This window comes from Methylobacterium sp. J-043 (assembly GCF_022829505.1).
Taxonomy (GTDB): domain Bacteria; phylum Pseudomonadota; class Alphaproteobacteria; order Rhizobiales; family Beijerinckiaceae; genus Methylobacterium; species Methylobacterium extorquens_A.
On the sequence record NZ_JAKSYB010000034.1, the window covers coordinates 213,496 to 225,476 of the forward strand.

General features: G+C 69.8%; 10 protein-coding genes. 7 read left to right on the forward strand and 3 right to left on the reverse strand.

Translation table 11 applies throughout. From position 1 onward, the window contains the following. Window positions 1-16 precede the first annotated feature (16 nt). Complete coding sequence (locus MKK50_RS07710) at window positions 17-1,144, forward strand: Ppx/GppA phosphatase family protein (protein ID WP_060770772.1); 1,128 nt, start codon at window positions 17-19, stop codon at window positions 1,142-1,144. Window positions 1,145-1,352: 208 nt separating this feature from the next. Here the strand turns inward: MKK50_RS07710 and MKK50_RS07715 are convergent, their stop codons facing one another. Next, window positions 1,353-1,802: a DUF4440 domain-containing protein gene (locus tag MKK50_RS07715; protein WP_499021516.1), complete on the reverse strand. Its 450-nt coding sequence runs from the start codon at window positions 1,800-1,802 to the stop codon at window positions 1,353-1,355. Between the two features lie 230 nt (window positions 1,803-2,032). Here MKK50_RS07715 and MKK50_RS07720 point away from each other — a divergent pair, with 230 nt between their 5' ends. Together MKK50_RS07720 and MKK50_RS07725 are read left to right on the forward strand one after the other, a co-directional pair. Further along, window positions 2,033-2,752 (forward strand): RlmE family RNA methyltransferase, encoded by a 720-nt coding sequence (locus tag MKK50_RS07720; RefSeq protein ID WP_499021517.1) that lies wholly within the window; start codon window positions 2,033-2,035, stop codon window positions 2,750-2,752. A gap of 85 nt (window positions 2,753-2,837) precedes the next feature. After that, on the forward strand, window positions 2,838-4,643 hold the full coding sequence (locus MKK50_RS07725) for an adenine deaminase C-terminal domain-containing protein (RefSeq protein ID WP_499021519.1): 1,806 nt from the start codon (window positions 2,838-2,840) through the stop codon (window positions 4,641-4,643). Window positions 4,644-4,725: 82 nt separating this feature from the next. On the opposite strand, the gene MKK50_RS07730 is transcribed toward MKK50_RS07725, so the two are convergent. Further along, on the reverse strand, window positions 4,726-5,613 hold the full coding sequence (locus MKK50_RS07730) for a DUF3313 domain-containing protein (protein WP_253370717.1): 888 nt from the start codon (window positions 5,611-5,613) through the stop codon (window positions 4,726-4,728). 295 nt (window positions 5,614-5,908) lie between these two features. On the opposite strand from MKK50_RS07730, the gene MKK50_RS07735 reads away from it, so the two are divergent. Next, window positions 5,909-7,390 carry an MFS transporter gene (locus tag MKK50_RS07735; RefSeq protein ID WP_499021604.1) on the forward strand — a complete coding sequence of 494 codons (1,482 nt, stop codon included), beginning with the start codon at window positions 5,909-5,911 and terminating at the stop codon, window positions 7,388-7,390. On the opposite strand, the gene MKK50_RS07740 is transcribed toward MKK50_RS07735, so the two are convergent. Then, window positions 7,347-7,874, reverse strand: coding sequence for a DoxX family protein (locus MKK50_RS07740; RefSeq protein WP_499021521.1), 528 nt, complete (start codon window positions 7,872-7,874; stop codon window positions 7,347-7,349). The two genes, MKK50_RS07735 and MKK50_RS07740, sit on opposite strands and share 44 nt — an antisense overlap. Before the next feature lie 969 nt (window positions 7,875-8,843). On the opposite strand from MKK50_RS07740, the gene MKK50_RS07745 reads away from it, so the two are divergent. Genes MKK50_RS07745 through MKK50_RS07755 form a run of 3 tightly spaced genes read left to right on the forward strand, consistent with a single transcriptional unit; the run spans window position 8,844 to window position 11,929 of the window. Then, entirely contained in the window at window positions 8,844-9,095 is a 252-nt protein-coding gene (locus MKK50_RS07745) for an acyl carrier protein (protein ID WP_003602486.1), read from the forward strand. Window positions 9,096-9,114: 19 nt separating this feature from the next. Next, window positions 9,115-10,632 carry an AMP-binding protein gene (locus MKK50_RS07750; RefSeq protein WP_499021522.1) on the forward strand — a complete coding sequence of 506 codons (1,518 nt, stop codon included), beginning with the start codon at window positions 9,115-9,117 and terminating at the stop codon, window positions 10,630-10,632. 4 nt (window positions 10,633-10,636) lie between these two features. Next, window positions 10,637-11,929, forward strand: coding sequence for a type III PLP-dependent enzyme (locus MKK50_RS07755; protein ID WP_499021523.1), 1,293 nt, complete (start codon window positions 10,637-10,639; stop codon window positions 11,927-11,929). Window positions 11,930-11,981: the final 52 nt, after the last annotated feature.

Below are 11,981 nucleotides of genomic sequence, written 5' to 3' on the forward strand. Positions count from 1 at the left end.
AAGTTCGGTCGCGTCGATGAGGGATGAGAGCGCCGCCGCCGTGTCGGCCCGCCCCACCGCCGACCCGCAGACATCGCGGGAGGGCTCCCGCACGGTCACGGGCGGACGCCCGATCGAGAGCTTCCCCCCCCGCTACGAGACCGGTCGTCACGGCCGCCGCGACGCCTATGCCGCGCTCGATCTCGGCACCAACAATTGCCGCCTGCTCGTCGCCGAGCCGACGCCCAACGGCTTCCGGGTGATCGACGCCTTTTCCCGCATCGTCCGGCTCGGCGAGGGACTGGGCAATTCCAACCGCCTCACCGAGGCGGCGATCGAGCGCACGGTGGAGGCCCTGCGCATCTGCCGGGGCAAGATGAAGTCCCGTGCGGTGGCCCGCTCCAAGGTCATCGCCACCGAAGCGTGCCGGCTTGCCGTCAACGGTGCCGAGTTCGTGGCGCGGGTGCGCGCCGAGGTCGGGCTCGACCTCGAGATCGTGGACCGGCAGACGGAGGCCTATCTCGCCGTGACCGGCTGCGCCGCGCTCGCCGACCCGCGGGCGGAATCGGTCGTGATCTTCGACATCGGCGGCGGCTCCACCGAGATCGCATGGCTCGACGGGGCGGCGGCCAACCCCTCGACCGACCCGACCTTGCGCATCCGCGCTTGGGATTCCCTGCCCGTCGGCGTGGTGACGCTGGCCGAGCGCCACGGCGGCACCGAGGTGACGCGGCGGACCTTCGAGGGCATGGTCGAGGAGGTCGGCGACCTCATCTCCCCCTTCGCGATCCGCGCTGCGGCGGCCGCCACCGCCCCCTATTTCCACCTGCTCGGCACCTCGGGCACCGTGACCACGCTCGCGGCCATGCATCTGCGGCTCGCCCGCTACGAGCGGCGCCGGGTCGATGGCCTCTGGATGAGCGACGACGAGGTCGGCGACGCGATCGAGGATCTGCTCGACACCCGCCTCGAACAGCGCGCCGACAACCCCTGCATCGGCCGCGACCGGGCCGACCTCGTCCTCGCTGGCTGCGCCATCCTGGAGGCGATCCGCCGGGTGTTCCCGTCCGAGCGCCTGCGCATCGCCGACCGGGGCCTGCGCGAGGGCCTTCTCATGAACATGATGCGCGAGGACGGCGTCTGGCGCCGCGGGCGGTATCGGTAGGGATGGGCCGTCCCGCGGGCTGACCCTCGCTCTGCCCACGGCGTGAAGAGCGGATGCCGGTCGATCGGATTGGTACGGAATCCGGTTGGTCGCTTCGTAATCTGTACCTGACGCTTTGCGGGGCCCCATCGCGCTCACGCGATGGGATTTCTCTTCATGTCCCGCGCGGGCTCGAAACGGTGCCCGCTTTCATCCGGTGGGCGCCGTATCAGACATCCTCGATCGCTTTTGAGGAATGGTGTCCCGTTATCAGCCAACGCCCGTCGATTTCCTCGAAGGTGAAGAGAAACCGGGCCGGCACCACCGTCTCCTCGCCATTGCGGCGGATCTGGAAGGTGTAAAGTCCACCGATCACGACGGTGCCGAGCTTTCGGCTCACCCGCTGTTTCTGCACGGTCACGCCGCAACTCATGCCGTCATTGTCGAGAAAGATCTCGAAGTAGCGCCGACGATCAGCCTCGCGGCCCCGGACGTCGTCCGACATCGTCGGCACGAGGATGGCGTCGGGGGCGTAGAGCGCGAGCACTGCATCGACGTTGCGGGTTCCGACGGTCTCGGCCCATCTCAACAGCACCTTGCCCGCCTCGGATAGGCAGGCGCCGACCGTCCGCTCCCCCGCATCCGTCCGCGTAGCGGCCTCCAGCGTGTCATCCGCCATGATCATTCCCGTCTCCCTGGTCCGACGCTCCTCGGGGCCTGGTCCGTTCATCGAACCGAGGTAGCGAGCGTAGTGTTATAACGTATCAAATACGCTCGTCATCCGGGAGCTACGCCGTCCTCATCACAGCTCGCGCCGGGATACCGGCTTCACGCGCTCGCTGCGGCGGGATAGGGACCATCCTGCGGCTGCGAGCGCATCGGCGCGTGCCGATGCTTGGGGACAGGACCATGAGCGACCGGCGAGGCGGGACAGGCGGCCTGCGCGGCGACCTGAAGCAGCGGGTGAAGACCGGCCGCGGGCGCACCCTCTCCCAGAAGCGCTGGCTGGAACGCCAGCTCAACGACCCCTACGTCGCCCGCGCCAAGCGCGAGGGCTACCGCTCCCGCGCGGCGTTCAAGCTTCTCGAAATCGACGAGCGCTTCAAGCTCTTGAAGCCTGGCCAGCGGATCGTCGATCTCGGCGCGGCGCCCGGCGGCTGGTCGCAGGTGGCGGCGCGGATCCTCGGCGAGAGCGGCTGCATCGTCGGCATCGATCTGCTCGAGATCGAGCCGATGCCGGGCGCGACCTTCATCACCCTCGACTTCCTCGATCCTTCCGCCCCCGAGCGCCTGACCGAGTTGCTGGGCGGCCGGGCCGACCTCGTTCTCTCCGACATGGCCGCCAACACCACCGGCCACAAGAAGACCGACCACCTGCGCATCATCGGTCTGGCCGAGACCGCCGCCGCCTTCGCCCGCGAGATCCTGGCGCCGGGCGGCGCCTATCTCGCCAAGGTGTTCCAGGGCGGCACCGAGGGCGACCTGTTGACCGAGCTGAAGCGCGACTTCGCCAGCGTGCGCCACGTCAAGCCGCAGGCGAGCCGGGCGGATTCGAGCGAGCTCTACGTGCTGGCCACCGGCTTCCGCGGTGAGACCGGCGCAGGGGATGCGGCGGACGAAGACGACTGATCTGTCACGGGCGGCTGCACCCTTCCTTCCTTTCGTGGCACGATGCCTGCGCGTCCTGCCCGAGAGCCGTGCAAGGAAGGCCCCGATGACCGCCCAACCCCTCACCCGCTTCACCGTCGCGCCCCTGGCCCAAATGACGCGGCGCCTCGCCGATGTCGCCGCAGGCCGCGCCGAGCCTGATCTGGTGATCACGGGTGCGCGGGTGCTCTCGACCTATTCCGAACGCATCCTGCCCGACCGCGAGATCTGGATCGCGGGCGGGCGCATCGCTGCGTTGAAGCCGGCGGGCCACCATCGCGGCGCCGCTCCACGCTACGACGCGCGCGGCGGCCTGATCGCGCCGGGGCTGGTCGATCCGCACCTGCACATCGAGAGCAGCATGGTGACGGCCTGCGCCTATGCCGAGGCCGCGCTGATCAACGGCACCACCACGATCGTCTGCGACAGCCACGAGATCGGCAACGTGCTCGACGTGAACGGCGTGGAATGGATGCTGGAGGATGCCCGCGCGGCGCCCCTCAACATCTTCCTGACCGTGCCGAGCACGGTGCCCGCCACCACGCCGGATCTCGAGACCGCGGGCGGCGACCTGACGGCGGAGAAGATCGGCGCCCTGTTCGATGCGTGGCCCGAGGCGATCGGGCTCGGCGAGAAGATGGATTTCGTCGCGGTGGCCGCCGGGGACGAGCGGGCGCACGCCATCATCCGCGCCGCGCTGGAACGGGGCCGCCCGGTCTCGGGTCACGTCTACGGCCGTGACTTCGTGGCGGCCTACGCCGCGAGCGGCGTCACCGACACCCATGAGGCGGTGGATGCCGACATCGCCGACGACCTCTTGGAGGCCGGCCTCTGGATCTTCCTGCGCGGGGGGCCGCCCACCACGCCCTGGCACTCGCTGCCGAAGGCGATCGGCACCGTCACCGAGTACGGCGCCGCCTGGAAGCGGGTCTGTGCCTGCACCGACGATCGCGACGCCGACGACCTCCTCGCCTTCGGCCTCGACTGGGTGGTGCGCGAGGCGGTGGCGCGCGGCATTCCGAAACCCGCCGCCTGGGCGATGGGCTCGCTGCACGGGGCCACCCGCTACGGCCTCGACGGCGAGGTCGGCGGCCTCGGCGGCGGGCGCCGGGCCGACCTCGTGCTCCTGAACGACGATCTCGTCCCGCAGGCGACGTGGTACGGCGGTGTGCAGGTTGTGGAGGACCGTAAACCGACGCCGCGGCTCGAAGAGGCGCTGGCCCGGCCCTACCGCTACCCGGCGCCGGCCTACGCCACGGTCCGCCTGCCCGATCCCGTTCCCGCGCTGATCCCGGCGCTGCCGCCCGCGCCCTGCACGGTCAACGCGATCCGCACCACGCTGCCGGGCATCGAGCTGACGCATGAGCGCGTCGCGCTCACCCCCGGCGCGGATTGGGCGGCGACGCTCGCCGCGCACGATCTCTGCCACGTCGCGGTGGTCGAGCGGCACGGCCGCTCCGGCGGCGTCGCCCACGGGCTGCTCTCGGCCTTCGGCTTGAAGCGCGGCGCGGTGGCGAGCAGCGTCGGCCACGATTCGCACAACCTCGTCGTCGCGGGGCTGAACGAAGCCGACATGCGGGTGGCCCTCGACGTCATCGCCGGGCATCAAGGCGGCGTCTGCGTCGTCGAGGAGGGCCAAGTCGTCGCGATGGTGACGCTGCCGGTGGCGGGCCTCCTCTCCGACAAGCGCGTGGGCGCGGTGGCGGACGAGGTGAAGGCGCTCAAGCGCGCCTGGGAGCGGGCGGGCTGCAGCATCCCCTATATGGGCTTCAACCTGATCCCGCTCGCAGTGATCCCGCAGATCCGCATCACCGACAAGGGCGTGGTACTGGTGCCGGAGATGCGCCCGGTGCCGCTGTTCGAGGCGGCTTGAGACGGCCGAAGAGGCGGGCTCTCCCCTCTCCCCGCGAGCGGGGAGAGGAGATCCGCGTTGACCTGGGCGATCGAACGCGGGCTCAGCGTGCCGCCGAGACGCCCGGCCCCTTGTCGGTCCATTCCGGCGGCAGGCCGATCATGTCGGCCAGGATGCCGTCGAAGCCGGGCGCCCGGCCGAAGGCCTCGCAATCCGGGTCGAGGGGCGCTTCGCCGAGCGTGGTGATGCGGATCCGGTCATAGGTGGGCAACTGCAGCTCGCCCTTGAACGGATCCTTGCCGGTGGCGAGGTAGGAGCCGAAATCCTGGCCGAACTCGCCGGCCAGATCGTAGGCATCGCTGGCGGCCGAGAACCGGGCTTGATTGGTGAAGGAGTTGGCCGCGCCCGCCCAGATCATCGCCGCGCGCTGGCGGTTGCGGGTGTCGAGCGCCTCGGACTCGATGGTCAGGCTGCCGAGCCCGATCGGCACCCGCGGCACCGGAATCCGGCCGATCGTGTTGGCGAAGCCGACGCCGACCTGGCCGGCCACCGAAATCGCCGTCGTGGCGGCGACGGTCGCGCCGGAGGCCGGCACGTTGGTGAGATCGACCCGGGTCACCGCCGAGCGCACCGTGAGGTCGGCGCGCCCCGACGACACCACGTCGTAGCGCAGCGAGAGGTCGTAGCAGAGCGCCCGGTCGGCGGCGTTGGCGATCAGGCGCCGTTCCACCGGCGACAGGCCGGGGCCTGAGACGGCCTCGGAGAAGACCGTCGGCACGATGCGCACGGTGCGTACCGTCTGCGGCAGGGTCGGATCGATGAACAGCTTGGATTCGGAGGCGACGGCGTCGCTGGCCACGAACTGGTCGCGGCGCGAGAGGGCGCCGCCGTCGGTGAGCACCACGTCGCCGCAGCCGGCCAACCCGGCGAGCAGGGCGGCGGCGAGCGCGAGACGGGAAACGCCGGGACGAAGGTTCGACCGCAGGGGCATCAGGCTCTTTCGCGGGATGGAGGCCGGCGCCGGAAGACGCTCGGGGACGCGCATCCTGCCGAGACCGGCGGGACAGCATCGCTTTTCGGGCGGAAGCCTAGCCTTAAGCCGGCACTCCCGGAAGGATCGGGCGGGGGACGGTGCGCGTATCCCGCGGGCCTGTGACCGTTCAGCCACGTTGTTTCATCCCAACCCCACGCAACGCCGAATCATAGAGTCGCCTCCCTGCAACGCTTTCGCGCCTCACGCGCGCGCCTGCGCAACCCTTCGGCGCGTCGCGCGCTTGTCCCTGCCGATGCGTCCCGCCCAGATCGTCCCCCTCGTCGTCGCCACCGCTTTGTTCATGGAGAACACCGACTCGACGGTGATCGCCACGGCCCTGCCGGCGATCGCGGCGAGCCTCGGCGTCGATCCGATCGCCCTCAAGCTGGCGCTCACGGCCTATCTCGTGAGTCTGGCGATCTTCATTCCGGTCTCGGGCTGGGCCGCCGACCGCTACGGCGCCCGCAACGTCTTTCGCGCCGCCCTGTGCGTGTTCATGGCCGGCTCGCTCGCCTGCGCCGCCGCGAACTCGCTCACCGGCTTCGTCGCCGCCCGCTTCGTGCAGGGGGTCGGCGGGGCGATGATGGTGCCGGTCGGCCGTCTCGTGATCCTGCGCTCGGTGCCGAAATCCGAACTCGTCGGGGCGCTGGCCTACCTCACGATTCCGGCGCTGATCGGCCCGATTCTCGGGCCGCCGCTCGGCGGCTTCATCACCACCTATGCCGACTGGCGCTGGATCTTCTTCATCAACATCCCGATCGGGCTCGCCGGCATCGTGCTGGCGACCCTGTATTTCGGCGACATCCGCGAGGAGACGCGCCCGCCGCTCGACGTGACGGGCTTCCTGCTTTCGGGCGGCGGGCTCGCCCTGCTGATGCTGGGCTTTGCCGCGACCGGGCGCCATCTCCTGCCGGACGGCGTCTCCTGGGGCTGCATGGCCGGCGGCCTCGCGCTCATCGGGCTCTATCTGCGCCACGCCAAGCGCACCAAGCATCCGCTCATCCGCCTCGACCTACTCAAGCACGACACCTTCCGCGCGGCGGTGACGGGGGGAAGCCTGTTCCGCATCGGCACGGGCGCCATCCCCTTCCTGCTGCCGCTGATGCTGCAGATCGGCTTCGGGCTCGATCCCCTGCATTCCGGGCTCATCACCTTCGCCGCGGCGGCCGGCGCCCTTCTCATCAAGATCGTCGGCCCGCGCATCCTGCGGGCTTATGGCTTCCGCCGGGTGATGGTGACGAACGCGCTGGTCGCCGCCGCCTTTCTCGCCGCCAACGGGCTGTTCACGGTCGAGACCCCGCACTGGATCATCGTCGGCGTGCTGCTGCTCGGCGGCTGCGTGCGCTCGCTGCAATTCACCTGCGTCAACGCCATCGCCTATGCCGATCTCGAATCGCGGGAGATGAGCGCGGCCACGAGTCTGGCCAGCGTCGCGCAGCAATTGTCCCTGAGCCTCGGCGTCTCCATCGGCGCCCTGGCGCTGGAGGGCGCCGCCGCCTGGCACGGCCATGCCGGGATCGAGGCGGAGGATTTCTCCCTCGCCTTCATCGGGGTAGCTCTGGTCTCGGCGGGCTCGTTCTTCGTGTTCCGGCGGCTGGCGCCGGATGCGGGCGCGGAGGTCTCGGGTCAGCGACGGGTCGCTGCGGCCGTGCCGAGACCCGCTGACGGCTCGCCTCAGAGTCTTGCCCCCGTTACGCCGCAGCCCGCGCCGGAGCCCGGCCGCCCGTCCGCTTGACGCCGCCGGATTTGGGCCGCGCGGGCGCCTTGGCCGCCACCTTGGCAGGGGTGCGTACGGGCGCCGGAGCCTCGCCCGAGTTGAAGATCCCGCGCCAGCTCCAGGCGCCGGGGCCGGTCATCGCGTACATCAGGAAGGCGCCGGCCAGCCCGAGATCGGCGAGCAGGAAGCTGCGCTCGGTCACCGCGGCGGCCCCGGCATGGAGCCAGAACGGGTGCAGCAGGGCGGCCATGCCGGCGACGAAACCGGCCATGGCGAGCCCGGTGAGCCGCGGCATCACGCCGAGGATCACCGCGAGCGGCCCGAACACCTGCACGATCACCGCGGCCGTCGCGACCGCGTTGGGGGCGGGACAGCCCGCGCCCGCCAGCGTCACCGCGAAGCCGGAGACGTTGAGTGCGCGCGCGATGCCGGTCGGCAGCAGGGCCGAGGCCATGAGGAGGCGGGCGGCGAGAAGGACGCCGTTCTGGGCTGAACCGAACACGGGCCGAGGACTCCGGGCGAGAAGGAATGCCGGGAAGCCTCGGGGGGCAGCGTGAATCGCGGGTTAAGCGGACCGCGCTAAACCGCCGATGCCTGGGGATCTTCCGCGGACCATGTGCCCGTCAGGGCAAGGTCGTGACCCTGGATCAACTGAACCTATCTACGCGATTATCATTCAGCATCGCCGGAGGTGAGCCCAAAATAACGGTGCGACAGGCAGGATGCGATATTCAGTCGTGAGTTCTGATAAAAGCTAAAATATCCAACGAAAGCAGTGGAATTTTATAGTCATAAATTAATGAGTTTTACGTGTGGGTAATTGGGAATATGACAGCGCTCAGCATCTCGGAATGAGGCGGTCCGCCTTGGGTTGCAAAATTGTCGCTGTGACTTCGAATGTTCGGACGGCATGCGCGCGCCGCTTGGCGAGTGCATTTTTGCCACAGCTCTCCCAACATACGCTCTCGAGTCGATGAAAGCGGTTGAAGTTGGCTAAAGCGCCTCCATACTCATCATCGTTGGACGCGAAACTTCCTGTCGCGACGGCTCCGTGGCTCGCGGAGCTTATGGCGGCTTAGCCGACCGCTGTCGTGTGAGTAGGCAGACGGGAAGGGGGTGAGCGATGTGCTGATGATACCGCTCTTGCGGATCACCATCACGAAAAACCCGAGCGGTGAGTGGTCGGTGACCATCACGCTCGGGCTGATGTAACCTTGGTCCAATAAGAGGGCTCGCGGGCGGCCACCCGCGGGCCCTCACTCGCAAACGTAGCGCGGATTTTCGCGTTTGCAATTCACGGCGCGGGATTTCGCTCGGAAAAATAAGCCTCCAAGAGTTTGGCCCCAAGTCTGAAGCCGAAATGCGTGTGCTAGGCTGGCCCACCATGGACTTGCCCGAGCGTTGGGCTTAAGTCCGCAACCCGAGAGCAGCACAGGACGGATCGAGGGGCATCCAAGCCGTGGTTCAGTCGATGGCCGACGTGCGGGAGGCGATCTTCGCCTTCATCGCGGCCCGCAACCCGGGCCTTCCCTCCGGCGCCGTCACCGGGGAGACTTCCCTTGTGACCAGCGATGCGCTCGATTCGATCGGCATCCTCGACCTGATGATGCATCTCGGCGACCGCTTCGGCGTCGAGGTCGACGAGGACAGCTTCGACCTCGCGAACTTCGCCAGCGTCGACACGCTGGCCCATTTCATCGACGACCGGCGTTCCGACGTCTGATCCGCGCCTGACCCGTCCCATGGCCCCGACGCTGCTGCACCACCTGCTCGAAGGAGCCGGCGCGGACGATTCCCCCGCGATCGTCGAGGGGGGCGAGACCCTCACCTACGGCGCCTTTCGGGCCCGCGTCGCCGCCTTGGCGGAGCGCTTGGCGCGCCACGGCCTGCGGCCCGGCGACCGGGTCGCGATCCTGCTGCCGAAATCGATCCGTGAATGCGTCGCGATCTTTGCCGCCAGCGCGGCCGGCGGCGTGTTCGTGCCGATCCACCCATCCTTACGCCCGCGTCAGGTCCACCATATCGTCGCCGATAGCGGCGCGCGGGTGCTGCTGACCGATGCCGCCCACGCCGCTGGGCTCGAAGGCGCGCTGGATGATCTCGCGGATCTGCGAATCTTGGACGGGGAAACCGGTGACGACGGCGCCGCCCTCCAACCCGGCGAGCCGGCGCCGGAGGGGTTGGCGGCGATCCTCTACACCTCGGGCTCGACCGGACTGCCCAAGGGCGTGATGCTCTCCCACGCCAACCTGATCGCCGGCACCCGCATCGTGCGGACCTATCTCGGCATCGGCCCCGGCGACCGCCTTCTCTCGGTGCTGCCGTTCTCGTTCGATTACGGCCTCAACCAGCTCCTCACCAGCATCGAGCAGGGCGCGCGCATCGTGCTGCTGACGCCGCGTCTCGGTGACGACGTGGTGCAGGCGCTGGAGGCGCACCGCATCACCGTGCTGGCCGGCGTGCCGACGCTGTGGACGCTGCTGACACGGGCAGCACCCCATCTGGCCAAGGCGGATCTTTCGGCCCTGCGGTCGATCACCAATTCCGGCGGCAGCCTTGCGCTACCGACGATCGAGCGCCTGCGCGCGCGGTTGCCGCATACGGCCGTCGTGCTGATGTACGGCCTCACGGAAGCCTTCCGCTCGACCTACCTGCCGCCGGAGGAGATCGACTGGCGGCCGGACTCGATCGGCCGCGCCATACCCGAGACCGAAATCTTCGCCATCACCCTCGCAGGGCGCCGGGCGCGACCCGGCGAGCCCGGCATCCTGCACCACCGTGGCCCCACCGTCTCGCTGGGCTACTGGAAGCGGCCCGAGGACACCGCCCGCGTGCTGGTGCCCGACCCGTTCCCGCCGCCCGGAGCCGAACCGGATCTCGTCTGCCGCTCCGGCGACCTCGTGGTGGAGGATGCTGAGGGCTTCTTCCGGTTCATCGGCCGCGAGGACACGATGATCAAGACGCAAGGGTTTCGCGTGAGCCCCACCGAGGTCGAGGCGGCCTTGATGGAGACGGGCGCCTTCCGCGCCGCCGCCGTGATCGGCCTGCCCGACCCGAGCCTCGGCCAGCGTATCCATGCCGTCACCGTCCCCGCCGAGGGCGCGCCGGGCACGGCGGACGTGCTGCAGGCCTTGCGCACCGCGCTGGCGCCCCACCTCGTGCCCCGCACCATCGAGGCGGTGGCCGCGCTGCCGACCACGCCCAACGGCAAGGTCGATTACAAGCGCCTCACTGCCGAGCGCGCGGCGGCGGAGATCTAGGCCGATGGCTGACGCACCCGACCTCGCCGCCGCGCTGATCGCCGAGAATTTTATCCGTGATGCGGGCGGCGTGCTCCAGGTCGGCGGCTTGCCGCTGACTGAGCTGACACAAGAGTTCGGCACGCCGCTCTTCGTCTACGACGCCGACACGATGCGCCGGACCTACCGGGCGCTATGCGCGGCACTCGCCGGTTTCGCGGAGGTGGATTTTTCGGTCAAGGCGAACCCCAACCCGGCGGTGATCCGCGTCTTCTCCGAGGAGGGGGCGGGGGCCGAGATCGCCTCCGGTGCCGAGTTCGAGGCCGCCATCCGGGCGGGCGTCCCTGCGGACAAGATCCTGTTCGCCGGTCCGGGTAAGGGCGCGGCCGACCTCGACCGGGTGATCGGCGGCGGCATCGGCGAGATCCATCTCGAAAACCGCGAGGAGATGGATCGCGTCGCAGCGGCGGCCGAGCGCCACGGCGTGTGGGTGCGGGTGGCGCTGCGGGTCAATCCCGGCGCGACCGCGCAGGGCGGGGCGATGCGGATGGGCGGCAAGCCCTCGCCGTTCGGCTTCGACGAGGAAGACATCGAAGCCGCCATCGACGCGGTGGAAGCCTCACCGCGCCTGCGGCTCATCGGGCTCCACCTGTTCGCGGGCACCCAAGGGCTGAAGGCGGACACCCTCCTCGGCCAGTGGGCCTACGGGCTCGGGCTTGCCGCGCGGATCGCGGGGAGGATCGGGCGGCCGCTGGAGACGATCGATCTCGGCGGCGGCCTCGGCATCCCGTACTTCTCCGGCGACACCGCCCTCGATCTCGGTGCGATCCGGGCCGGTCTGCCCGATCTGATCGCCACCCTGCGGGCGGACCCGAGGCTGGCGAGCGCCCGCGTGGTGCTGGAGCCCGGCCGCTACCTCACCGGGCCGGCGGGCGTCTACGTGGCGCGGGTGCTGGCGGTGAAGGAATCGCGCGGCAGCCGCTTCGTCATCACCGATGGCGGCATGCATCACCATCTCGCCGCGAGCGGCAATCTCGGCCAGATCGTCAAGCGCGACTTTCCGCTTGCCGCGGTGGTTGAGGGGGCCGAGGTGGAACGGGCGCCCACCGCCGTGGTCGGACCGCTCTGCACGCCGCTGGACATGCTGGCCCGCGCCGCCCCCCTGCCGCCGCTCGCCGAGGGCGACCTCGTGGCGGTGCTGCAATCGGGGGCCTATGGCCTTACCGCGAGCCCCACGGGCTTCCTCAGCCACCCGATGCCGGCCGAGGTGCTGGTGGAGGGGGGCGAGGCCAGGGAGATCCGGGCGCGCGGGGCTTGATCCTGGCGCTGTCCGGGGCCGCGCGGCGCGGTTGCGCAAGCCCCCATCGCGC